We start from the raw sequence: 22,796 nt of genomic DNA, 5'->3' as shown, positions 1-22,796 counted from the left end.
GGTTCCAATGAATTACTGAATCGTGCGAAGACTTCGCTCCTGGCTTGTTTGTGCTCGACTTTGGAGCGACTTCGTATTGAGGTCACGGTCTACTGTTCCCCTAAGAGGCGTCATTTGGCTCAGGGCCTGACGGTAACCTACACACAGTCCCTCCAACCAGTCTCCTTCGAAAATCAGCGTCTTCCAAGGGGTTAGCTCTGTGGTCAGCTGACCACAACCGAAATCCTCAGCGGCAGGATAACGATCAGCCGCACCTACCCAGCCCTCAAACCACCTTGTCCGTTGGCCTTCAACAACGCCATTAACATCGGGCCAAGCGAGAATTCACCGCGCTCACTCCGACGCGTTAGATCCCGCAGATAGCCTCCAGGGGAGTTGATAAAATTAGCCCTTTCCAGGATGCACGCAATTGCCGCCGCCGCGTTCTCCGGTCCTAGCGCCTCGCAGGCATCCTGGTAGGCGGAAGGGCTTACCCCCAGCATAGATCGAACCACCACGGCGGCAGACATCAGATCTCGCCAGTTCCCCACGCCGCGTGGCGCATAGTCGCTGATCATCGGGCACGCCTTGAGCACCAATTCCAATGGGAATGCCCTTTGCGATTTATTCTTCGGCTGATGGCTCAAGCCAGCCTTTGCCCCCTGCTCCTTTTCGGAGCGAGGTTCATATTCATTGATGGATTCGGGTTTTGAATTCTGTATGTGCTGCTCAATACGAGCAGCATTGGTGCTAATTTCTTCATTATTCTCAAGGTTTTCCAATCGATTGAGCACTTCCTCACGGAGCATCAACATTTCATCGAGAACGCTAGTGACCCCTTCAAGGGTCGGAACACGCGGAATTCTGCTCACGAGCGCAACGTAGATATCTTCGGTCGTCTGCCAATCGCCGTCTGCGCCCTCGACCATTGCAGCCGTGATAAGTTTGCGAACATCCCGCCGGCAAATGGTAAGGCTCTCTTTGGCCTTCCTGAGAGAGGCTCTCTCGGCCGCCACTCTTTGCGCCAACATCGCCAACTCTTCCGATCGCGCCAGCAGGGGCGACAGGTCGAAGCCGAAAGCGTTCTCGATCCGGCCATCGTCGCCCTTACGGGCGAAGCGCTTGCCATTTGCGCTATCCTTACGGACGATTAACCCCGACTCCACCAGGATAGCTATATGCCGCCGCAACGTTGCGCCCGCCATTGCATGCGCCCGAAGCGCCAGTTGAGCATTCGACGGGAAGACAATCAATTGTGCGTCCTGACGCAACTCATTGTCAGGATAAAAGCTCAAAAGTGCGTCAAGAACGGCCAGGCTGTTCGACTGGATCCCGAGCAGTCCCATCGCGGCGGAAGCGTCTCTCAACACTTTCCACTTATCGGCAATCTTTCCATGCTTGATCTCTATTGCCGCCTGGCGCCGCACGAGCGCAAGCGTCATCGGCCGCCGCCCGAACGGCGTCGTCACATTCCCCGAGTGCATTGTCTCTCACCTTTCACCAGGCAAACGAAATTCGCTCACCAAAACGGCGCCAAAGACTCTTGACGAGGATTCGAGGAAATGCGATTCTGTTCTTGCTACAGAGACAGAAGGGCTTCCACGACGGCGACGTTGAGGGAGCTCTTTTCTTTTGCGGGTTACACTCCCTGTTTCCGTTGATGCGTTGCGCGATGCTCCTGGTAGAGCGCCGGCAAATGCTCGAGTACGAAAGCCGCGAAATCCGGCGTGGCTTTCCTGTCAATGGTAATTTCGACCTTGCTCTTGCTCTGCGTGACCTGCGCAAGCCTGTCGCCATCGGGGGTCGACATGACGTCTGGCAACCCGCGCGCAATCCGACGCGGTTTCAAATGGTCGATCACCGCCTTGAACCGGTCTGACGACGGCAGCGCCTGCACCTCTTCCGAGGCCGCATATTTCGCCGCGCCTCCCGGAGACGATGCTTTCTCAACCAGCTCTGCCAATTGCTGCCAACTTGGGCGTCCAACGCCTGGAGCGGCGCCAATGGCATCGATCAATTCAGAGGGGAGGGCGTCGACAAGCAGGAGCATCTTCGACAAGTTGCTTTTGTCGATTGACATTGCCGCGATGACGATTTCTCGTGGAAACTGCTTGTTTAGCTTGTGTGCGAAACGTGCCTTTTCGATGAAGGTGAGGTCTTCGCGCTCATTGTTTTCCTGACCCTGTGCGATAACCAACTGCTCGTCCGTCAAGTCCCGAACAACCGCCTTGACCGGCAGTCCTAGCTCCGAAACGGCGCGCAGCCGGCGGTGTCCAAAGGCAACCTGGTAGCGCGCGGGTTTAACGGGATGAGGTCTCACAAGGATTGGGACCTGCTGTCCTTGCTCGCGGACGGATGCAAGAAGTCCTTCGATATCACCTTGCATACGATCCTGAACGAAGGACGACTCGATTGACGACGTGTCCAGTTCAACCACGGCCTGACCTTCGGCTAGACGCCGCTCGATCTCGTCGGCACGACCAAGACGATCATTTTGCTCGCGCAACGCGTTACCGATGTTTGCAGTCAGCTTCGTCGCTGGATCTCGTTCTTTTCTGGTCACGCCGAGAAGCGGCATGGAGCGAGTCTTTGCCGCTCTGTGTTCAGCAGCTGATGAGCTGTCGGGGGCGTCCGTGGAGACGTCAAGGAGGTGCTTCCGACTCGATGTGGTTCTACCCCATGCTTTTTTGATCAGAGTTTCGATCTCGTCGTTGACGGCGTTCATCGCCTCTAAGGCCCGATCATAGGTTGAGCGCGTGAACTGTCCGCGCTCAACCTCAAAGAGGGTTTGATTTGTCAGACCAGCGTCCGAAACGGCCGTCGTCTTGAGCATCGGAAAATTGAGGACATTTTCGCCGAAGATCGAACGCAGATAGCCCACCATCTGGTTCTGCGGGCCATCGCTCGGTTCAAAACGAGTGACGAGGTAGCGCATCCAATTGAACTTGAACTGGGCGCCTGCATTCTCGATTTCCCGAAGGAGATTCGAGGTCATCGCCAGAAACTGGTTCATCGACATTACATCCAACATCTGCGGATGGACGGTGACGAGGATCGAGGTTGCGGCAGTCAGAGCCGAAAGAGTGAGGTAGCCAAGTTGAGGAGGGCAATCGATAACGACGACATCGTAGTTGTCCGCGATGTCTTCGATGACCTGACTGATCCGACCGTAAAAAAGCGTGTCGCCTTCCTTCCGGTTCATAAGCGCGCGGGGGTGTCGTGCTCGAACTCCATCAGTTCAAGATTGCCGGGAATTAGATGAAGATCCGGGATGTACGTTCCTCGGACAACCTGCTCGATTGGGACCTGCTCGTCATCATACCGGATGGCGCCATAGAGTGTTTCGTTCGGACCAACGTCAGTTTCTGGCTGACTGCCGAAGAGTGCGGAAAGGCTTGCTTGGGGATCAAGATCAATCGCCAGAATTCGGTAGCCACGCATTGCCAAGTACTGTGCCAGATGCGCGGCCGTCGTCGTCTTGCCCGAGCCGCCTTTGAAATTCATCACCGAGATGACTTGAAGCTGCTCTCCCGTGCGACGATGGGGCAGGTGGCGCCGGTTCCCGCGGCCAATCAGGTCCAGGTGCTTACGGATTGAATGAATATCTTCGATCGTAAACGTGCGTCGACCGCCAGGACTCATGCTAACGTGCAATTCAGGCATTTCCGAAGCAGTTTGCCTAAGATAAGACTCACCGATGCCAAGCAATTTTGAGGCTTCTGACGGTGCAAAGGATCGAATGCCCTTTTCGGACGTCGGCGGGAAGACCTTGAGATGATGGGCTTGAAGTTGGCTGGAGAGAGCGTCGGCATGACGCTCCATCAATGCGGTCAACCCTTCGACGACTGGCGCTGTTTTTGCTGCGGTCTTCGCCATCTCAAAACCCATTTCCTGCAAGTGGCGGAATTTTTCGCGAAACCGGTAAAGTTCCGCCACTAGCTATTAGAGCCGATTCTGCAATTTCAGCAAGGGCTTTTAGGTTAACGAAAGGTTAACGCGGAGAAGCCCGAAACGTAGAGCAAATGGATATTTCCGTTTAGAGCCTGAAGCTTAGCAAGGCCGCGGCACCGACGGGTTCACGGTATGTTTTACTGTGAATCCTACAAATGTGCCCGCGGCGATTTCGGCGAAAAGCAGAAGACTTCGGCAAAGGCGGTGATCTCCTTGCCGCGACTCACTCACAAAAAACCTTGTAGGATTCGACAACTGACGCCCGATTCCGATTCGTGCTGAGTTCCCGTCGCCTAACAACGACGGAGAAATCCATGCAGGTATTCGCGATCTCGACACCAAAAAATTGCTACGAAGCGCAGCTGGTTCAGGACCATCATAGGCTACGTGCGTCGGTCTTTTCCACTCGCTTGAATTGGGATGTGGAAGTGGTCGACGACTGCGAGGCAGATGGGTTTGACGCTCTCGGCCCGACTTACATCCTGGCTGTCACCGCGGCTGGACGGCTTGCAGGATGTGCGCGCCTTTTGCCTGCGATGGGACCGACCATGCTGGCAGACGTATTTCCATCGCTGCTCCCAAAAGGCCGCCTGAACGCTCATCCCCTGATGGTCGAGAGCTCTCGCTTTTGCGTCGACACCGCCCTCGAAGAGGGGAGGGGAGACGGTTCGGTTCACGAGGCAACGCGGACCATGTTCGCCGGCATCGTAGAATGGTGCCTGGCGGGCGGTCTCACCGAAGTCGTTACGGTAACGGATATCAGGTTCGAGCGAATTCTTGCTCGCGTCGAATGGCCTCTCCAGCGCCTGGGGCAGCCGGAGAAGATCGGTGCCACCACCGCCATCGCAGGCACGCTGCCAGCAAACGCTGAGACCTTCCTGAGGTTACGGCCGCCGAACTACCAATCCAACCTCACCGCCTGCAGTCATCAAGCGTAACGGAGACCACTTTGACCCAGCTTCCTTCTCATCCCCGGCTCGTGCGCAAACTTCAGGAGGCGCTTGGCGATCAACTCTGCATCGCGCTCGAGGACGCGGCGGTCGTCGATATCATGCTCAATCCCGATGGAAAGCTCTTTATCGAACGGCTGGGCCACGGTGTTGCCCCGGCCGGAGAAATGTCCTCGGCGGCCGCGGAAATGGTGATCGGAACCGTCGCTCATGCCCTTCAGTCGGAGGTGGACGACGAGCAACCAATCATCTCGGGCGAATTGCCGATCGGCGGCCACCGTTTTGAAGGGCTGCTGCCTCCAGTGGTGGCCAAGCCCGCCTTCACTATTCGGCGCCGAGCGTCGCGGCTCATCCCGCTCGACGACTACATCCGGTCCGGGGTGATGGGCGAACATCACGCATCGACGATCCGAAGCGCCATCGCCGCAAGGCTCAACATCATCATCTCGGGAGGAACAGGTTCCGGCAAGACGACGCTCGCGAACGCGGTGATCGACGAAATCGTCAAATCCGCGCCGGAAGACCGTCTGGTCATTCTCGAGGACACCGCCGAGATTCAGTGCACGGCTGAAAACGCCGTTCTCCTGCACACCAGTGATACCGTCGACATGGGGCGTCTCTTGAAGAGCACGATGCGGCTTCGGCCTGACCGCATAGTCGTTGGTGAGGTCCGCGATGGCGCTGCGCTCACATTGCTCAAGGCGTGGAACACCGGCCATCCCGGCGGCGTCGCGACAATCCACTCCAACACCGCCATGTCGGCGCTGCGACGACTGGAACAATTAACTGCCGAAGCAAGTCAGCAGCCGATGCAAGAGGTGATCGGCGAGGCGGTCGACCTGATCATCTCGATCGAGCGGACGCCGCGCGGTCGGCGCGTCCGCGACGTGATTCAAGTCGAACGGTTCGCTGGGGGGCAATACGAAACTGAGTCCGGCCAGCTCACCGAAGAAGAGGAGGCGCGCCATGTCGCGTAAAGTTTCCCTCGTCACCATCACGCTCCTTGCGGCCCCGGTCGTGCTTGCTTCATTTGGTCCGGCTCTCGCCAGCTCCTCGGGCGGTGGTCTGCCTTGGGAAGGACCGCTGCAGCAAATCCAGGAGTCGATCACCGGCCCGGTTGCGGGCGCCATTGCGCTCGCGGCAATGGCGATAGCGGGCGGCATGCTGATCTTTGGCGGCGAGCTCAACGATTTTGCGCGACGTCTCGTCTACGTCGTGCTCGTTGCCGGCATCCTTCTCGGTGCGACTCAGATTGTCGGTCTGTTCGGTTCGACCGGTGCGTCAATTGGATTGGCGAAACAACAGCTCAACCCGCCTGCGGGCGGGGAGGCGGCCGATGGCTGAGTCGCTTACCGGATTGCAACGCAATCTCATCCACCGGGCTCTTTCCCGTTCAAATCTTTTGATGGGAGCGGATCGCGAACTGGTGCTGCTCACCGGACTTGCGGCCGTGATCCTAATCTTCGTCGTCCTCACAATCTATTCGGCGATCTTCGGTGTCGCCGTCTGGATCCTGGTCGTCGGGGTTCTCAGGATCATGGCGAAGTCCGACCCACTAATGCGACAGGTCTACATCCGGCACATTTCCTACAGGCCCACCTACAAGGCGACGAGTTCGCCTTGGCGCCGATACTGAGGAGGCGCCCATGGTAGCTCTGAAACGTTTGCGGACCACAGGCCCATCCTTTGCCGATCTCGTTCCTTACGCCGGTCTTGTCGATAACGGCGTTCTGCTTCTGAAGGACGGCAGTCTCATGGCGGGTTGGTACTTTGCCGGCCCCGACTCCGAAAGCGCGACCGCTCTCGAGCGCAACGAGCTGTCGCGGCAGATCAATTCGATCCTCTCTCGGCTCGGAAGCGGCTGGATGATCCAGGTCGAGGCGATCCGCATTCCGACCATGGACTACCCATCCGACGATCGGTGCCATTTCCCCGATCCGGTAACACGGGCGATCGACGCCGAGCGCCGGGCGCATTTTGCGCGCGAACAGGGACATTTTGAGAGCAAGCACGCAATCGTTCTCACCTACCGGCCGCTGGAGTCGAAGAAGACGGCACTGAGCAAATACATCTATTCGGACGAGGAAAGCCGCAAGAAGTCTTATGCGGACACAGTGCTCTTCGAGTTCAAAAACGCCATTCGGGAAATCGAGCAGTATCTGGCGAACAACCTTTCGATCCGTCGGATGGAAACGCGCGTTGTCAGGGAACGAGGCGGGACGCGAAATGCACGGTACGATGAATTGCTGCAGTTCGTTCGCTTCTGCATCACCGGCGAGAGCCACCCGATCCGGCTTCCCGACGTTCCCATGTACCTCGACTGGATCGCGACTGCCGAGCTCGAGCATGGGCTGACGCCGAAGATCGAGAGCCAGTTTCTCGGGATCGTCGCAATCGACGGGTTGCCGGCGGAAAGCTGGCCGGGGATCCTCAACAGCCTGGATCTGATGCCGCTCACCTATCGCTGGTCGTCGCGCTTCATTTTCCTCGATGCCGAGGAGGCACGACAGAAGCTCGAACGCACCCGGAAGAAATGGCAGCAGAAGGTCCGGCCCTTCTTTGATCAATTATTCCAGACGCAAAGCCGGTCCGTTGACCAGGACGCCATGACAATGGTGGCCGAGACCGAGGACGCAATTGCACAGGCTTCGTCGCAGCGGGTCGCCTACGGCTACTACACGCCGGTGATCGTGCTGTTCGATCACGACCGCGAAGCACTCCAGGAGAAGGCGGAGGCGATCCGACGGCTGATCCAGGCCGAGGGCTTCGGAGCGCGGATCGAAACGCTTAACGCCACCGATGCCTATCTTGGTAGCCTGCCGGGCAATTGGTACTGCAATATTCGCGAGCCCTTGATCAACACCAACAATCTGGCCGATCTTATCCCGCTCAATGCGGTCTGGTCAGGTAGCCCGATCGCGCCGTGTCCATTCTATCCGCCAAATTCAGCGCCGCTTATGCAGGTGGCGAGCGGCTCCACACCGTTTCGCCTGAACCTGCATGTCGGCGACGTTGGACATACCCTCGTGTTCGGTCCGACGGGCTCCGGCAAGTCGACCCTTCTGGCGCTGATCGTCGCGCAGTTTCGACGCTACGAGAACGCCCAGGTCTTTGCCTTCGACAAAGGCAACTCACTGCTGCCGTTGACGTTGGCAGGTGGCGGCGACCACTACGAAATTGGCGGAGACACTGAAGGGGAGGGGAAGGCGCTTGCCTTCTGCCCGCTCTCCGAACTCGGAAGTAATGCGGACCGGGCCTGGGCGAGCGAATGGATCGAGATGCTGATCGCGTTGCAAGGCATCACAGTTTCGCCTGATTATCGCAATGCCATCTCCCGGCAGGTCGGCTTAATGGCAAGCGCCCCGGGCCGATCGCTCTCAGATTTTGTGTCTGGGGTCCAGATACGCGAGATCAAGGACGCGCTTCACCATTACACGGTCGACGGTCCGATGGGCCAGTTGCTCGACGCCGAGCAGGATGGCCTTTCGCTTGGCGCGCTGCAAACCTTCGAGATCGATCACCTCATGAATTTGGGAGAGCGCAATCTAGTGCCGGTGCTTACCTACTTGTTCCGGCGCATCGAAAAGCGCCTCGATGGCTCTCCAAGCCTGATCCTGTTGGACGAAGCTTGGCTGATGCTCGGTCACCCCGTTTTTCGCGCAAAGATCCGCGAGTGGCTGAAAGTGCTGCGCAAAGCGAATTGTGCCGTTGTTCTCGCCACACAATCGATCTCGGACGCGGAGCGCTCGGGGATCATCGACGTCTTGAAGGAATCTTGCCCGACGAAAATCTGCCTTCCGAACGGTGCCGCGCGCGAGCCGGGAACGCGGGAATTCTATGAGCGCATCGGCTTTAACGAGCGCCAGATCGATATCGTCGCGGGCGCAGCCCAAAAGCGCGAATATTACGTCGCCACGCCAGAGGGCCGGCGGCTGTTCGATATGACGCTTGGCCCCGTCGCGTTGAGCTTCGTCGGGGCTTCCGGCAAGGACGACCTGAAACGCATCCGGGCGCTGATTGCCGAACACGGCCGTGACTGGCCGATCCATTGGCTGAACACGAGAGGAGTTCACGATGCCGCATCGCAGCTCAATTTCGAGTAGATGGCTGACGGGCTTAAGCGCCCTCGCAATCGGAGTTGCTACCGTGGCGCAGGCCGAAGCTGGCACCGCCACCGGCGCAGCAACCGAGTGGACTCAGGTCCTCAACAACGGCGAACTGGTTTCCCTCGTCGGTCAATCCGGCGAGCAGATTCAGAATCAGCTGACACAGATCAGCCAGCTTGCGCAACAGATCGAGACCCAGCTGAACATCTATCAGAACCTTCTCCAGAACACGGCGACACTGCCGTCTTACATGTGGGGAAAGGTCGAAAGCGACCTCAATCGGCTCCGCAGCATTGTTGACCAGGGGCAAAGCATATCGTTCTCGATGGGGAATGCCGACGATGTCTTGCAGCAGCGCTTCCAGAGCTATGCCAACCTCAAGACCAACCTTCCGAATGCAGCCAGCTTCACATCCACGTATCAAACTTGGTCAGATACCAACCGTGACACGATCGCCAGCACATTGAAGGCGGCAAGTCTCACGGCCGATCAATTCGACAGCGAGGAAAACACGATGTCAACGCTGCGCGCGATGTCCGAGACCGCCGACGGGCAAATGAAGGCGCTCCAGGTCGGTCACGAAATCGCTTCGCAGCAAGTCGCGCAGATGCAGAAAATGCGCGGGCTCGTTTCACAACAGATGACCATGATGGGCACCTGGCTCCAGACCGAGCAGACTGACAAGGATCTCGCACAGGCTCGTCGGGAAAAGTTCTTTGGCGCGACTGCACCATCCACGTCCGGCGGGGAAAGGATGAAAGTCGAATGGTGAGAACCAAGTTGATCCTGACCTCTTTCCTGAACGTGGTCGGCATTCTACGCACGGCTTGGCTCATTTTCGAAAGACAGGCGGCGCATGAGCGCCGCGCCACGGTCTTTGATCCCTCGAGAGATTATCCCACCTCTGGCGGGCATAAAATGAAGGTCGAATGGTGATCATCATGGGCGCCACAACAAGCTTCCGTGTGCTGCGAGCCGCGGTGTTGGTCGCCGCACTTACGGCGGTGGCAGCTCAGCCTGCATTCGCCCAAGAAGGATCGGTGCTGACATCACTTCAAAAACAGATCACGACGGCTGCCAAAGGGTGGGAGACCACCGTCATGGATGCTGGGAAATCGTTGTTCTGGATTCTCGCGACGATCGAGATTGGCATCGCTGCCGTCTGGCTCGCAATCCAGGCCGCGTCACTTGATAGTTGGTTCGCAGAGTTGGTGCGACGGATCATGTTCGTCGGCTTCTTCGCCTTCGTGCTCGCGCAAGGGCCAGCCTTCGCCAAGGCCGTGGTCGACAGCCTATTCCAGATTGGCGCCGGCGGTGGAACTGCTTCACCTGCCGACGTCTTCAATGCCGGCCTCGCCGTCGCAACCAAAATGTCGGAGAAGATCCAGTTCGGCCTCTTCGAGGACAACGCGCTCGCAATCTCGGCAGCTTTCGCCATGGTCGTCGTCGTCATCTCGTTTTCGCTTGTTGCAGCGATTTTCGTGAGCGTGATGGTGGAGATGTATATCGGTCTGCTCGCCGGGATGATCATGCTCGGGCTTGGCGGATCATCCTACACCAAAGATTTCGCGATCCGCTATCTGGTCTACGCCTTCTCGGTGGGAATGAAGCTCATGGCGCTTGTCATGATCTCGCGTATCGGATCGGAGGTCCTGATCGGGCTCGCGAACCAACCTGATATCGGTGACCAGTTTCAGACAGCATTGGCGATAGCCGGTATAGCCGTCGTCGTCTTCATCATCGCGATCTACGTCCCCAGCATCTTGCAAGGCGTGGTGCAGGGGGCATCAGTTTCCGGAGGGATGGAGGCCATTCGCCACGGCGGACAAGCCGCGTCCTTCGCCGCCGGCGCAGGTTTTCTCGGAGCAGGGGCGGCGGGGGCCGGGTTTTCGGCGGGCCAAGCCGCTCGAGCTGCGGGCTCGTCAGTCGTGGGCGCGGCCTTCAAAGGCCTTGGCGCCGGCGTCGGTTCTGCTGGCAACGCTGCGGGATCCGCAACCAAGGAGAAGGCGATCGGCTCGCCCGGCGCCTATGCGGGGTCGATCCTCGGGCTCGCAAACGCCAAGCTTGATGAAAGCCGCAGTGGGCACAGCGCCGCCAAGCGACCACCCGAACTCAACGACTAGCAAGAAACAGAAATGGATGGATCCATGGCAGCAAACAGCGCTCCCGAAAGCCCGTATCTCGCCGCACGCCAGGAATGGTCGGAACGATATGGCTCATACGTCAAAGCCGCAGCCGCCTGGAGACTGGTCGGGATCCTCGGCATGACAATGGCTGTGATCGGCTTCACTTACGCCTTATATCTAAGCGCACAGGTCAAGCTCGTGCCCTACATTGTCGAGGTCGACAAACTTGGGACGTCGGTGATGGCCGGCTTTCCAGCGCAAATTGAATATGCCGACGAACGCGTGGTCCGCGCGACCATCGGCAACTTCGTGAGCAGCTTTCGCTCCATTACACCGGACGCCGTGGTCCAGAAGCAATATATCGACCGGACCTACGCACTCCTGAGGACTTCGGACCCGTCCACGGAGAAGATCAATGCCTGGTTCCGTGGCAACTCGCCATTCGAGAAGGGGAAGACGTCGACGGTCGCGATCGAAGTCAACAACATCGTCGCGCTCTCCAACCAGACATATCAGATCGACTGGACCGAATATGAGCGCGACCGCAAGGGAAAGGAGATGGGCACGCGCCGGTTTCGGGGCATCGCCACGGTCACGCTGACCACGCCTCAGGACGAGGCGACGATCCGGGTCAATCCGATCGGCCTTTACGTCCGTGATTTCGACTGGACGGCACAGCTTTGATGCGGGGAAATTAAATGAACAGAACAGGATTGATCATGGCCGCCGGCTGCATTGCAGGGCTCGCTCTTGCGAGCGGCACATTGGCGCAAGGCATGACCTCGAACGAGGCGAAGGGAACGAGAATTTCCAGGACGTGGCGCGGAACGGCCGGTCTCGTCACGACCGGTCCGGATGGAAAGGTCATCTTCCTGTTCGGCGAAACCCAACCCTCGGTGGTCTGCTCGCCGCTGCAGGTATGCGATATCGAGTTGCAGGGCGGCGAGATCGTCCGCGACGTGCTTGTCGGCGACACGGTGCGATGGAAGGTCGAGCCGGCGACGTCGGGCGCGACCGGGGGGCAGGCCATCCATTTGGTCGTCAAACCATCCGAAGCCGGGCTCCTTACCTCGATGGTGGTTACGACGTCGCGACGCACATACCATATCCAGCTCAAGTCGCATCCGACCCAATACATGGCCCGCATCGGTTTTGAGTATCCCGACGATGTCTCGATGAAGCTCGGCGACATCAATGCGCGGCTGGAAACCGGAGGCATTCAAGGCGCCGCGCCCGATAAGCTTAACTTCTCCTATTCGGTGAGCGGCACCGCCGCCTGGAAACCAAAACAGGTCTATTCCGATGGAGCAAAGACCTACATTCAGTTTTCAAAGGCGATCGCTGGCCAGGACGCTCCGGTCCTCTTCGTCGTCTCGGGCGGTCAGAACCGCATCGTCAATTTTCGCATGAAGAATGACATGATGATCGTCGACTACGTGGTCGACAAGGCGATCCTCCTTTCCGGCGTCGGATGGCGACAACAGAAGATCACGATCAAGCGGGGAGGGTGATCATGCGCAAGCTGCTGTTAGCCTCGATCGCCGTCGCCTTCTCTTCCGGTTGCCAGACGGCCGATGAAGCATTGACCACCGGTGTAACACAGAGGGCTGTCACCGGACCGGCCACAAGCGCCGTTGCCGGTGACATGGCCGGTCGGTTGGCCGAGCAGATCGGCTCTGCCAGAGTGACGACGATCCAGATGAACAACGACCAATCCGAGTTTGCGACCGCGCTTGAGGCGGCCCTCAAAGGATGGGGATACACCGTCGTTACAGACAACAAGATCGGCAAGGACATCAAGCCAGTCGAGCTTGCCTATGTGATCGACAGCATTGAGGGCCAGGTTCTCGCGCGGATGACCACCGCTTCCATCGCGATCAGCCGCGCCTACAAGCCGACAGCGGATGGCGCCACGCCAGCGGGTCCTCTTTCGGTCATGCGGCGCAATTGAAGAGGAGACCATGGTGCAATCGCTTCAACTTGGCGCATCCGGCCAGGCCGACGATCAAAACGGCATGCGTCGCCTCAACCGTCTACCGATCATCGTCACCATCATCTTGGTCGTGCTGTTTTGCGGCATTGTCGTGACCGGCCTGTCGTGGCGAGGACTATCCTTCAACCGCGGCAACGACATCGACAGCGCCTCCAATACCCCGGCGACAAATTTCGGCGAACAGCTCAAGCGTGGAGTTCCAGACGGCATTATCGGCGAGCCGGTTGAACGCGGATCGTTTCAGCCCACGCCCGTCATCGAGCAGAAGGTCGAGACTGAAGAGCCCGTTCCCGAGCGGCGGCCGGTGGACCGGGACCCGCGTTCCGGTATGGAGTCCGAGGAGGAATGGAAGGCGCGTCTGAAACGCGAGCAGGACGAACAATATATTCGGGAAGAGCAGCGCCAGCTGATGGCGAGGCTACAGGCGCGCGCAACTGCATTGGACTCGCCGCTAAAGGTGAATGTGTCTGACGCGGAAGAGGCTGCGGCGAACACCAACGATACTGCTCGACAGACCGACAGTACGACGAACGACGCCTCCGATCTTTATGCGGCTGCGATGAGATCGGGGTTATTGGGACAGAATGTCGATGGGAACGCCCAGGCCTCAAAGGAAGACTTTTTCAACCAGGATATCAAAGACCTCGGTTATCTGCCCAATCAGGTTGTGCCGCAGTTGTCGCCGTATGAGCTCAAGCGGGGGGCGTTCATCCCGGCCACGCTGATCACCGGCCTGAATTCCGACCTACCGGGACGCATTACCGCGCAGATCAGCCAGAATGTCTATGACAGCGCCACGGGACACCGTCTTCTCGTGCCGCAGGGCGCCAAGCTATTCGGCCGCTACGATTCGAAAATCTCCTTCGCTCAGGAGCGGGTTCTGGTCGTCTGGACCGACCTCATATTCCCGAACGGTTCGACGCTGCAGATCGGCGGCATGGCCGGCACCGATGCTGAAGGCTACGGCGGGTTCAAGGACAAGGTCGATCGCCATCTCTGGCGGACTTTTGGTTCAGCCGCTCTAATCGCGCTGATCGGAAGCGGGATCGAAATGTCGGCGCCCCAGAGTTCGACGCTCGCAAGCCAGGAATCCGCCTCTGACGCGGCAAGGAGCAATTTCGCGGAAAGCTTCGGCCGTGTGGCTGAGCAGACGATCTCGAAAAACCTGAACGTCCAACCGACCATCCGCATACGCCCCGGTTACAAGTTCAACGTTCTTGTCGATCAGGACATCGTTTTCCCGTCGGCCTATAGCGGCCCGTAACAGCCAAGACGATAGCTGCAAGCGAAGTCCGCGGCTTGGCGGCGGTAAAATCTTCCATCTTATGGTCTTGTTTTAGATCGACCAGAGCTTGAATACGCGCAGAACGTGAGTAGACATATCGGTGAGCGACTGTGGCATGCGTCCCACGGCTCTCATGAATCCGAGATTGGTTGACCTTGGGCCGGCTCTTCGCCGGCCTTGATGACAAGGGCGGCCAAGTTGCGGCGAGATCAGGGCCCTAGCGGCACGGGAGAAGGCAGGATAAAGGTCAATGGACGAAGACTTTCGCTCACTCATCGACATGGCCGAAGCCGCGCGCGATGAACGTATGATCAAGAAAGCGGTCAAGAGCTTTGCGCATGCATGTGGGTTCGACTATTTTGCGTATCTACAAACCGAAGGCGCTGAAGTGAAAACGTTCAATTCTTACCCTGAAACTTGGGAGGGGATTTACCTTGCCCGTCGCTACGCGCGGATCGACCCTGTGGTGACGGAGGCCAAGCGCCGCATGGACATGTTCGCCTGGACCTCCGACGACTGGCCGGCTCGCGGTTCTTCGGAACTCCGGCAGTTTCGCGACAAGGCAGTCGAGCACGGTATTTGTAGTGGAGTGACCATTCCCGTCGAAGGAAGCTATGGCTCGACAATGTTGCTGACATTGGCGTCATCGGAACGAAAGTCGGAAATACCGAAATTGCGTGATGCTCGAAAGGCAATGCAGGCGGTCATGGCTGTCCATTACAGCCTGAAGATCGTTGGCGCGACGACGCTCGTGGCTCCAAGACAGGCGCTTTCCCCAAGGGAGGGGAGGTGCCTGATGTGGGCGATGAAGGGGAAAAGCGCGCCGGAAACCGCCATGCTGACGGGCATCAACGCGAGGACGGTACAGCACTACTTGGACAGCGCGCGCCGAAAGTTCGAGGCCAAGACCGTTCCCCAACTCGTCGCAATTGCCAAGGACCGTGGCCTGTACTGACCGTCAGCCCTCCTCCTCTGACGAAATAAATGGAATATAGCCGAGGGCGTCGATGATCTCGGAAAGCTCTTCCTGCTGGTCCTGCGCCTTCTTCTGCCTTAAAAGATATTCGTCCTGCAAAGTCTGGAGAACATCGCTCGACACGGTGGGATCGCGGCTGGCGCTGAGCCATTCTTCGTAAACAGCCTCGTCGGCGCCAAGCATACTGCGGTGTTTCAGCAATGCTGAGACGGCCAGCGCCTCCAGTTCAGTTTTCGTGAGTGAACTATAGCGAGAAGCTCCCTCGTTTTCTTCGGGCTCTCCGGACGCATCACACTCGCTCATCCGCTTCTCCTCACACATCGTCCCCACTCTTCAAACGCTACTCACCGCAGTATATCGTTTGGGCCGCCGGTGTACGGCCCTGATCGCCATCATCCAGCTCAATCGACTCAAAGATTAACGCGCGGCGGCCACCAATAGCACGCGCCAGGCGGAATCGGAACTATACTTCCTAGAACAATAGTTCGGATTCAGGTTCCGCTCATGTCATGGATCTCAACGAGGTCATGGCGATGAACTTGCGTCGAATACGCCATGGCAAAAAACTGACGCAGGAAGAACTGGCCTACCGAACTGGTCTGAGCATGCGTCATATTGGTGCCATCGAACGTGCCGAGACGTCCGCAACCCTCACTGTCCTTGGCCAGATCTCTGACGCCCTTGGTGTCGATCCATCGGATTTTTTAGCAAGAACAAGTCCGACCTGCCGTGGCAACGCCCCCATCAGCTCCGGGTGCGCCAACCGGTCGTAAATTTCAGCACATTCCTCATCTCGAAGCTGTTGCACCGTTTCGCGGGCGCGTTCGCGCTACGATTGCTCAGCCAGTGTGAGCGAAAACGGTATCGTTGGAGCCGACCGCATCTCAAGGCCGAGGGTCCTTCGCCGTACAGCCTGTAGGCAACGATAGTGTGCTGACCTGACGCGCTTCCGCAACTGCAGAAATTCGCGCGATGACCAATTCCTGGATGCGCCGACACGCGAATCCTCCTGCGCTCCTTGGACCGTTTTACCTCTGTTCGAAGCAGGCGATCGTCCATTTGACATGATCATGCATTGGACAACAGATATAGCATTGGGGAGGCAGCCGGCGAGTGGACATGGTCCAAAGTGGCCAGCGTTCCGTTGCATGGTGGCGCCGGGACCAAGCGAGGTCGGGACGTTTACGCGATCAATCGAGATACAGAGACTTAGAGGCCTTTTTGACCGCCGATCCTCGACAGATCAATCCGCATTCCGGCTTTGCCGACTTCTTCCAACTCCTGAGGTTCCGCATCGGTCTGGGAGGGGGTGGCTTCGTCCACGAACTCAGTCTCCCCGCCGTCCTTCAGCTCGGTCTGATTAATGATAGCGCCGCCTGGATCATCCGCCTGAAACACCCCTACCCCTTCGAACACGCCGGTTTTCCAGGCGTAGACCGAGTCCTCGAAAATCTGCGGAAAAACATCGTCGCTTTTTGGATTGCCGTACCATTTGGCGACGATCCTGATGATCTTGGCGAACATAGCCGTTCCCTTGCGCAGGTTCTGGCAGGCGTCGATTAAATCTGGTTTGAGATCCGCCAGGTCCTTGACCCCCACACCGGCCGGAAACTGCGTCAGACCGACACGAACGACAGCCTTGCCGGTATATTGACGCACGATGTCCATCGCCTCGTCAGGTGATTTGGCCTTAGGCACCAGGATCAATCGGCCGCCCGATCGGACGGTCACCGCGAGAGGATCGGCAGAGCCCGCGGCAGTGACGAACTGTTCGACGATCGCGGGTGTGAGTGAAGGGTCGGCGCAGTCTTTGATTTGGGCCGCGTCGAGCATGGGACCTCCTCTGCATCAATTGTTGAAAGAGAAAACCAGCGGCTTGGCAAACAGTTTTGCCCAGGCGGCGGTACTGGCGCGCTGGATCGCGACGATGGACGTTCCCTTGGTCCACCAGCCGTTGCCGACAGCAACGATCAAGTCCGGACCTCCGAGCATCGATTGCAACACCGGCCAGACGATCAGTTGCTCGTAGCAGATCAGTACCGCCACCCGGCTGGAGCCGAGTGTCACGACGGGATTTGCGAAGATGTTCGATTTCGCGCCGGCGTTGCCTCCGAAGAGGGGCTGCCAGGGCTGCCACATCGACCCAGGGACAGGCATCCGTTCCAGGTAGAGGATCCGACTGCCACCCGCCGATATTGCGACAATCACATTATCGTATCCGGCCGCGTCGACGACTGCCGCACCCGCGAGAACGGTAGTGTCATGTCCTTCTAGCCCGGGTCTCCATAGCCGCTCTACTGTTGGCGTCCAAAAGCCCAACGCACTTTCCGGGAGGATGAGTCTTCGAGCACGGTCGGACGCTCGGTCAAGCACCGTTGCAATCAGATCACGGTGACGAACCATGCTGGTATCCCGCCCAAGCGAGGCACCCAATTCGAGATCGACGCCCCGCCATTGTTCGGGTAGCTTCGGATCGGTCCAGAAAGCGGCGGACCAGACCCAGAAGGCAGTAAGGCCTATGGCGACAGCTGGCCAGAGGCGGGAAACGAGGCCCGCCAGGCCGGCTGTCGTGACGGCCAGTCCCCACCATCCCCATCCCGGAAACACGACGCCTGCAGCCGTGATGGGATGCGCCCAGCCGGTAATGCCGAAAGGGGCACTGCCACTAGGAGCGCGGCCAGAATATAGCGAGTTGGTCGACGACCAGCATCCTTCGTCCACAGCAGCGCGTGCACTGCCACAAAGCTTGCGGAGGCAGCCAGCCACAGCAGCAGGCCCGGCCAGATATCCGCTGCATAGAAGGTGGCCACGCCTTGCGGCAGGCCGCGTGACGCCGACAGGAAATATGCGGCGGAAACCAATGTTACCGTCGATCTCGTTCTCGACAGCGACCAGAAGACGGGAAAACCGAGCGCCACCGGCAGCAACAGCATGTGGCCACTCCATGCGACCGTTCTGACCCCGAGCGAGGCGATGACAAGCAGTGTTGACCACCCCCAATTATGGCGCATAGGTCAGCACCTCGCGCGCCAGACCGACAATGGCAGATGCCGGCACAGGCCCGAAGTAGCGCGAATCGAACGAGCCGGCGAAGGCGGAATGCAGGAAGACGTCACCGGGCGGCACCACGCCGCCGGAAAACCGTGTCAGCGGCCGACCTTCTCCATCTTTTCCCGAGACCGCGGAAGCACGAACCGAGCGCCCATCGACCCTTACCTCGTTCGCGACCTCGACCCGCTGACCGCCGACCGCAGCCACCGACTTGATCATCGGGGCGAGATGGCCGGGGCAAAGGCCGGAGCGGAGGTAACCCCGAGTTCTCGCTTCGCGCATAGTGGCTGTGTCTGGCGGGCAGATGAACACCAGGTCGCCAACGCGTGGCGAACGGTTGAGGAGGACGATCTGCCAGAGGCCGAGCGGCTCGCTCGGCGTCAGGTTGACGCGATAGCCACCCAGGTAACCACCCAATGACATCAGCGCGGCGGCGCCCGCAGCAACTGACAGAGTGCTGGCGGCTCGCCTTCGCTGGGCAGAGGCTCGTGTGTGTGTTCGAACTTGAAGCGTCATTTAAGCGAGAGCCCCTGGCTCCTCGTTTGCCGCAGCGTCACAGTCTGCTTAAGTGCTTCGGTCGTGCGCTCATGCGCCGAAAGTTGCTGAAGCGTGCGCATAGCGCTCCAGGCCGTTTGCACCTCCGCCTTTTGCCCCGCAGACATGCTTGAGGTCACTGACTGGAAGGTCTGACCGCTCGTGTCCTTGGCCGCAAGCTGCAGGAAGGTGCGTTCCCCGAAACGTTCCGATACGGCTCTCGCAAAGCCTTCGAGTTCGGCCTTCACCAAGTTGTCGGCGAGCGCGTATTCGAGGCCTGCGGGAAGATCGTTGCGATCGATGGCGTCACGGACGCATTCGAGCGTTTGTTTTGCCGCCGGCGACAGCGCTGGAATGTCTAGGGAGACCTTCAGGCGGGCAGCGTGCTCCTCGGCTTCATATTTGTGTTCCGCCTCCGTGCGCTGAAGCAGATAGCGTTCCAGGTTCCGGGCAAGCGCCGGTGCATTGGTGACGGCCATTTCTCGGGCCTGCTTGTCGGCGCGGCCGGCAAGGAGCCCAGTCTTACCTTTCAAGGCACCAAAGCTCTCCGGTTCGGAACCGATCCTGGCAATAGTGGATTTCGCCGCAGCTTCGTCCTTCAGCATCGCCTCGACGTTGACGGCCTTGAACGCTTCTTCCGGCTGAGCGTAGACGAGATGGAAGCGCCCCGAGACTTCCTCCCATTGCTTCTTCAAGCCGGGGTCGGCGGCAAGCCGGTCTTCGACGGCCTGTTCCAGCGATTTTGGGAACGTGGTGATGCCCGATACCATGGGTTTTGCCTTCTTGATGCTGCGCGGTTGAGTAGTCTTGGCCGCGCCGGCGGACAGACCAAGCCTGCCGGCGATCGCCGCCAGACGTGCGCCAAGCTCGGCGAGCTTCGACTTTTGCCGGACGGTCCACGCAAGGCGGTCGCGAACGACAGTGCGTGCGACGTTAACGAGGTGAAGACCACGGGCCTCGGCGAATCGAAGGGCTTGGGCGTAGAAGCGGCCGCTGGCGTAGTCGAGCGTTGTTTCCTTGGCTTGTCTGCGCGACAGGATCGGGCTCAGTCCGCCTGCCTTGGCAAAGGATCGCCGGCCGTAATACAGGCCAAGGTCTTCGCGATGACGCGTCATGGCAACGTAGGTGAGATGGCGGTCAAGCGAGAGGGACGCCAGTACTTTCACGCGATCGACGGTGGCACCTTGGCTCTTGTGGATCGTGGTGGCATAGCCGTGATCGAGATTGGCGTAGAAGCGTTGCTCGACCGTGACCGGGCGGCGGTGCTCGCCTTCTCCGACTTCCGCGACGATGCGCCCGGGCCCTGCCTCAAGAACCTTCGCGAGCATACCGTTCTTGACGCCGAGCGAACCCTCGTTTTTCAGGAACACGATCTGGTCGCCGGCTGCAAATTTCCGGTGTCCGTCGTCGGTTCGGAAGGCAAAACCCTCCGCGACGAGACCGCGCTCGACGAGCGTTGCCCGAGCCATTTCGTTAAGCATGCGCACGTCGCGACGCAGATGGGCGAGGATTATCGCTGTTTTGGCAGGATCGTAGTCGCGGTTCCAATCGGCGATCAGTGCCTGCAGGGCATCAGCCTTCAGCTCGGCTCCGTGGACACGGCCCTGCGCGCGATAGGCTTCCACGGCTCTGCCAATATTTCCGCGGGCCAGATCGAGCGACGCGTCGCGCATCCATTGCAGGCGCTGGCGATAGATGGTTTCGAGCTCGGCATAACCGATGCGATCGACAATGGCGCGGAGGGCAGCTCCGGCTTCGATCGGCTGCAGCTGTTCCGGATCTCCGACAAGCACCAGTTTGGCGCCAGACTGGGTTGCCGCTTCGACGAACAGCGCCATCTGCCGCGACGACACCATGCCCGCTTCATCGAGAACGAATACGGTCTTGTCGTCGAGCTGACTACGGCCCTGGTTCCAGCGCAGTTCCCATGATGACAGCGTGCGGGAGACAATTCCGGCTTCCTTCTCCAAACCCTCGGCGGCCTTGCCCGCAAGCGCCCCACCGACAACGCGATAGCCGGCGGCTTCCCACGCTTCGCGCCCCGCCTTCATCGTCGTCGTCTTGCCGGCACCGGCACGTCCGATCACCGCGGCGATGCGCTCGCCGCCAGTAATATGTGCGATCGCCGTCTTCTGCTCGTCCGAGAGGCGCAAGTGACGCGCGAAGGTGGCTTCGCGCACAGCTTCCGCAATCCCGTGAGAGGAGCGTTGAGCCAACCAGATCGCGCGGTTGGCCATCTCCGCCTCGAGCCGGATGAGATCCCGCGTCGTGTAGCGCGCCGGCTCGCGTCGGCCGCTTGAAAGTTCGATGCGTTCGCGTTCGAGCCGGAGCGTCTCCGGGCTTTGCAGGATCCTTGCCAACAGATTTTGAAAGAGGCCAGCGTCGTCGATATTGCGGTGGAGGATCTTGGCGACGTCGCGTTCGTCGAAGACGCTCTTCTCCCGCGTGATCAAGTCGAGCACGAGCTCGGGGCGGAGCTGGATGCGGCGGGAGTTTTCAGCCCGGCGCTCCTCCAGCAGCTCCAGCCGCTCCAGCGAAATATCCCGCTCGGCTTCTTTCGACTTCCGTTCGATCGCCTTGGCGCCGACACCGAGGTGGACGGTCGGCGCGAGCTCGATCCCCTGCTTCTCGAAGGAGCGGCCGTCGACGCGGAGGTCTAGGCCGGCAAGCGCCAGGTGCCGGTTCTGACAGGCGAACCAGCCGTCGCGAAAGGCGTTGAAATCGTCGAGGCTGCCGGCCCAGACCTCGTAGACGATCTTGCCGGCATCGTTGCGCAGAGGATTGCCGTCAGGGCCGGTCAGTGCGACCTTCTTGGCTCCGAAACTATCTTCGGTCAGCGGCCGGAGCGTCGTCATCAAGTGCACATGCGGATTGCCGGGTGCGTCGTGATAGACCCAGTCGGCCACCATCCCCTTCGATCTGATGTACCGCTCGACGAAATCCCTCACCAGCCCGATGTTCTGCGCGGTCGAGAGTTCCACCGGCAGCGCAATGGTCACGTCCTTGGCGAGTTGGGCATCGACACGTTTCTCGAAGGTTTCGACGCTATTCCAGAAGGCCTCGGAGGCCCCGGAGACGGAGCGATCGGTAATCATCGCCCGCAGCCATTGCGGTGCATCGACCGGGACCACGAACTCTTCATGCAGCAGGCCCTGCTTGCGCGTGTAGTCAATCGCGCGGGCCTCGCGCTCGTATTCCATCTTCGCGCAATGCCGGTAGGCCGCCGACAGCACAGCGCTGCGGCCGGAGCCGCGGGCGACAATGCTGACGGAGAAATGAGGGACGGCCACAGAGGAGTTATCTCCCGATTGCGAGCAAAATCAACTTGTTCGGCAGCGAGATCGGCCCCGCCAGGCGCTATCAAAAGGACGTCGCGTCAGCGACGTATAATTGCGCCCTTCGGATGCCGCCCTTGTCGAGCGGCCGGGATCATCCAGGAAAGCATCGCCCTTGGCGATTGTAGTATTCACAGTAGTGCGTTCCGCACCGACATTCGGAAGATGGGTCCCAAAGACTAGCTTTCGCACCCAAGGAGACATCCGGACATGAAGAAACCTACCTCGAAAATCCGCGACGAAATCGCCAGGCTCCAAGAACAATTGAAGCTCGCCGAGACCCGGGAGGCCGAGCGGATCGGCCGGATCGCGCTGAAAGCCGGGCTCGGCGAAGTCGAGATCGACGAGAGTGAATTGCAGGCAGCGTTCGAGGAACTGGCGAAACGATTTCGCGGAGGCAAGGCCCGTCCGAACGGAGGGAAAGGCGCCTCCAACAATGGGGAGGGGGGCACACTCTCCGCGCAACACCCGCCTGGCGCGGCTGAGGGCAGGACTGGCGAGGCTTGAGCG

General features: G+C 59.4%; 20 protein-coding genes and 2 pseudogenes. 14 read left to right on the top strand and 8 right to left on the bottom strand.

The genetic code is table 11. The features are described 5' to 3' along the window. Window positions 1-254: 254 nt before the first annotated feature. From repC to repA, 3 genes and pseudogenes are all read right to left on the bottom strand, one after another. Window positions 255-1,463 carry a plasmid replication protein RepC gene (repC, locus tag MF410_RS33985; protein WP_096771944.1) on the bottom strand — a complete coding sequence of 403 codons (1,209 nt, stop codon included), beginning with the start codon at window positions 1,461-1,463 and terminating at the stop codon, window positions 255-257. 155 nt (window positions 1,464-1,618) lie between these two features. After that, the gene (repB, locus tag MF410_RS33980; protein WP_239621170.1) at window positions 1,619-2,671 is read right to left on the bottom strand and encodes a plasmid partitioning protein RepB; all 1,053 of its coding nucleotides are present in this window, start codon (window positions 2,669-2,671) and stop codon (window positions 1,619-1,621) included. Then, a pseudogene (gene repA, locus MF410_RS33975) lies at window positions 2,645-3,855 on the bottom strand (plasmid partitioning protein RepA); the annotation flags it as partial. The gene repB and the pseudogene repA, both read right to left, overlap by 27 nt. Before the next feature lie 389 nt (window positions 3,856-4,244). Here repA and traI point away from each other — a divergent pair. From traI to MF410_RS33915, 12 genes are all read left to right on the top strand, one after another. Further along, the gene (traI, locus tag MF410_RS33970; RefSeq protein WP_088396720.1) at window positions 4,245-4,868 is read left to right on the top strand and encodes an acyl-homoserine-lactone synthase TraI; all 624 of its coding nucleotides are present in this window, start codon (window positions 4,245-4,247) and stop codon (window positions 4,866-4,868) included. Between the two features lie 11 nt (window positions 4,869-4,879). Then, complete coding sequence (trbB, locus tag MF410_RS33965) at window positions 4,880-5,857, top strand: P-type conjugative transfer ATPase TrbB (RefSeq protein ID WP_096771942.1); 978 nt, start codon at window positions 4,880-4,882, stop codon at window positions 5,855-5,857. Beyond that, window positions 5,847-6,224 carry a TrbC/VirB2 family protein gene (locus MF410_RS33960; RefSeq protein ID WP_088396718.1) on the top strand — a complete coding sequence of 126 codons (378 nt, stop codon included), beginning with the start codon at window positions 5,847-5,849 and terminating at the stop codon, window positions 6,222-6,224. The genes trbB and MF410_RS33960 overlap by 11 nt, the downstream gene beginning before the upstream one ends. Next, a complete protein-coding gene (locus MF410_RS33955; protein WP_088396717.1) occupies window positions 6,217-6,516 on the top strand; it encodes a conjugal transfer protein TrbD in 300 nt (99 codons plus the stop codon). Before MF410_RS33960 ends, MF410_RS33955 begins: the two co-directional genes overlap by 8 nt. Window positions 6,517-6,526: 10 nt before the next feature. Next, window positions 6,527-8,983: a conjugal transfer protein TrbE gene (locus MF410_RS33950; RefSeq protein ID WP_096771941.1), complete on the top strand. Its 2,457-nt coding sequence runs from the start codon at window positions 6,527-6,529 to the stop codon at window positions 8,981-8,983. Continuing rightward, on the top strand, window positions 8,955-9,758 hold the full coding sequence (gene trbJ / locus MF410_RS33945; protein ID WP_096771940.1) for a P-type conjugative transfer protein TrbJ: 804 nt from the start codon (window positions 8,955-8,957) through the stop codon (window positions 9,756-9,758). Before MF410_RS33950 ends, trbJ begins: the two co-directional genes overlap by 29 nt. Before the next feature lie 157 nt (window positions 9,759-9,915). Then, window positions 9,916-11,109 carry a P-type conjugative transfer protein TrbL gene (gene trbL, locus MF410_RS33940; protein WP_239621092.1) on the top strand — a complete coding sequence of 398 codons (1,194 nt, stop codon included), beginning with the start codon at window positions 9,916-9,918 and terminating at the stop codon, window positions 11,107-11,109. A gap of 24 nt (window positions 11,110-11,133) precedes the next feature. Continuing rightward, the gene (locus tag MF410_RS33935) at window positions 11,134-11,796 is read left to right on the top strand and encodes a conjugal transfer protein TrbF (RefSeq protein ID WP_096771947.1); all 663 of its coding nucleotides are present in this window, start codon (window positions 11,134-11,136) and stop codon (window positions 11,794-11,796) included. Between the two features lie 14 nt (window positions 11,797-11,810). Continuing rightward, window positions 11,811-12,623, top strand: coding sequence for a P-type conjugative transfer protein TrbG (gene trbG / locus MF410_RS33930; RefSeq protein WP_088396714.1), 813 nt, complete (start codon window positions 11,811-11,813; stop codon window positions 12,621-12,623). Window positions 12,624-12,625: 2 nt separating this feature from the next. Continuing rightward, on the top strand, window positions 12,626-13,063 hold the full coding sequence (trbH, locus tag MF410_RS33925) for a conjugal transfer protein TrbH (protein WP_096771938.1): 438 nt from the start codon (window positions 12,626-12,628) through the stop codon (window positions 13,061-13,063). Window positions 13,064-13,073: 10 nt separating this feature from the next. Beyond that, window positions 13,074-14,369 (top strand): IncP-type conjugal transfer protein TrbI, encoded by a 1,296-nt coding sequence (trbI, locus tag MF410_RS33920; RefSeq protein ID WP_096771937.1) that lies wholly within the window; start codon window positions 13,074-13,076, stop codon window positions 14,367-14,369. Between the two features lie 271 nt (window positions 14,370-14,640). Continuing rightward, window positions 14,641-15,345, top strand: coding sequence for an autoinducer binding domain-containing protein (locus tag MF410_RS33915; RefSeq protein WP_088396711.1), 705 nt, complete (start codon window positions 14,641-14,643; stop codon window positions 15,343-15,345). 3 nt (window positions 15,346-15,348) lie between these two features. On the opposite strand, the gene MF410_RS33910 is transcribed toward MF410_RS33915, so the two are convergent. After that, a complete protein-coding gene (locus MF410_RS33910) occupies window positions 15,349-15,669 on the bottom strand; it encodes a transcriptional repressor TraM (protein ID WP_096771936.1) in 321 nt (106 codons plus the stop codon). Window positions 15,670-15,875: 206 nt separating this feature from the next. On the opposite strand from MF410_RS33910, the gene MF410_RS33905 reads away from it, so the two are divergent. Continuing rightward, window positions 15,876-16,139: a helix-turn-helix transcriptional regulator gene (locus MF410_RS33905; RefSeq protein ID WP_088396709.1), complete on the top strand. Its 264-nt coding sequence runs from the start codon at window positions 15,876-15,878 to the stop codon at window positions 16,137-16,139. A gap of 436 nt (window positions 16,140-16,575) precedes the next feature. Here the strand turns inward: MF410_RS33905 and MF410_RS33900 are convergent, their stop codons facing one another. The 4 genes and pseudogenes from MF410_RS33900 to traA all read right to left on the bottom strand — a co-directional run bounded on the left by MF410_RS33900 (window position 16,576) and on the right by traA (window position 22,241). Beyond that, a complete protein-coding gene (locus tag MF410_RS33900; RefSeq protein WP_088396708.1) occupies window positions 16,576-17,199 on the bottom strand; it encodes a TraH family protein in 624 nt (207 codons plus the stop codon). Between the two features lie 15 nt (window positions 17,200-17,214). Further along, window positions 17,215-18,377, bottom strand: a pseudogene (locus tag MF410_RS33895) (conjugal transfer protein TraB). Then, window positions 18,367-18,933, bottom strand: a complete 567-nt coding sequence (gene traF, locus MF410_RS33890; protein WP_096771935.1) for a conjugative transfer signal peptidase TraF — start codon at window positions 18,931-18,933, stop codon at window positions 18,367-18,369. The pseudogene MF410_RS33895 and the gene traF overlap by 11 nt, the downstream one beginning before the upstream one ends. Next, on the bottom strand, window positions 18,930-22,241 hold the full coding sequence (traA, locus tag MF410_RS33885; protein ID WP_096771934.1) for a Ti-type conjugative transfer relaxase TraA: 3,312 nt from the start codon (window positions 22,239-22,241) through the stop codon (window positions 18,930-18,932). The genes traF and traA overlap by 4 nt, the downstream gene beginning before the upstream one ends. 255 nt (window positions 22,242-22,496) lie before the next feature. Here traA and traC point away from each other — a divergent pair, with 255 nt between their 5' ends. Further along, window positions 22,497-22,793: a conjugal transfer protein TraC gene (gene traC / locus MF410_RS33880; RefSeq protein ID WP_088396705.1), complete on the top strand. Its 297-nt coding sequence runs from the start codon at window positions 22,497-22,499 to the stop codon at window positions 22,791-22,793. Window positions 22,794-22,796 lie beyond the last annotated feature (3 nt).

This window comes from Rhizobium sp. C104, from assembly GCF_022354505.1.
GTDB classification, from domain to species: Bacteria; Pseudomonadota; Alphaproteobacteria; order Rhizobiales; family Rhizobiaceae; genus Rhizobium; species Rhizobium redzepovicii.
Note: the sequence above shows the minus strand (reverse complement) of the source record. Positions and strands in the feature narration are given on the sequence as shown.

Coding starts and splice junctions, on each gene's coding strand:
- repC (WP_096771944.1), bottom strand. CDS start 1,463: ATGCACTCGGGGAATGTGACGACGCCGTTCGGGCGGCGGCCGATGACG.
- traI (WP_088396720.1), top strand. CDS start 4,245: ATGCAGGTATTCGCGATCTCGACACCAAAAAATTGCTACGAAGCGCAG.
- MF410_RS33960 (WP_088396718.1), top strand. CDS start 5,847: ATGTCGCGTAAAGTTTCCCTCGTCACCATCACGCTCCTTGCGGCCCCG.
- MF410_RS33955 (WP_088396717.1), top strand. CDS start 6,217: ATGGCTGAGTCGCTTACCGGATTGCAACGCAATCTCATCCACCGGGCT.
- MF410_RS33950 (WP_096771941.1), top strand. CDS start 6,527: ATGGTAGCTCTGAAACGTTTGCGGACCACAGGCCCATCCTTTGCCGAT.
- trbJ (WP_096771940.1), top strand. CDS start 8,955: ATGCCGCATCGCAGCTCAATTTCGAGTAGATGGCTGACGGGCTTAAGC.
- trbL (WP_239621092.1), top strand. CDS start 9,916: ATGGTGATCATCATGGGCGCCACAACAAGCTTCCGTGTGCTGCGAGCC.
- MF410_RS33935 (WP_096771947.1), top strand. CDS start 11,134: ATGGCAGCAAACAGCGCTCCCGAAAGCCCGTATCTCGCCGCACGCCAG.
- trbG (WP_088396714.1), top strand. CDS start 11,811: ATGAACAGAACAGGATTGATCATGGCCGCCGGCTGCATTGCAGGGCTC.
- trbH (WP_096771938.1), top strand. CDS start 12,626: ATGCGCAAGCTGCTGTTAGCCTCGATCGCCGTCGCCTTCTCTTCCGGT.
- trbI (WP_096771937.1), top strand. CDS start 13,074: ATGGTGCAATCGCTTCAACTTGGCGCATCCGGCCAGGCCGACGATCAA.
- MF410_RS33915 (WP_088396711.1), top strand. CDS start 14,641: ATGGACGAAGACTTTCGCTCACTCATCGACATGGCCGAAGCCGCGCGC.
- MF410_RS33910 (WP_096771936.1), bottom strand. CDS start 15,669: ATGAGCGAGTGTGATGCGTCCGGAGAGCCCGAAGAAAACGAGGGAGCT.
- MF410_RS33905 (WP_088396709.1), top strand. CDS start 15,876: ATGGATCTCAACGAGGTCATGGCGATGAACTTGCGTCGAATACGCCAT.
- MF410_RS33900 (WP_088396708.1), bottom strand. CDS start 17,199: ATGCTCGACGCGGCCCAAATCAAAGACTGCGCCGACCCTTCACTCACA.
- traF (WP_096771935.1), bottom strand. CDS start 18,933: ATGACGCTTCAAGTTCGAACACACACACGAGCCTCTGCCCAGCGAAGG.
- traC (WP_088396705.1), top strand. CDS start 22,497: ATGAAGAAACCTACCTCGAAAATCCGCGACGAAATCGCCAGGCTCCAA.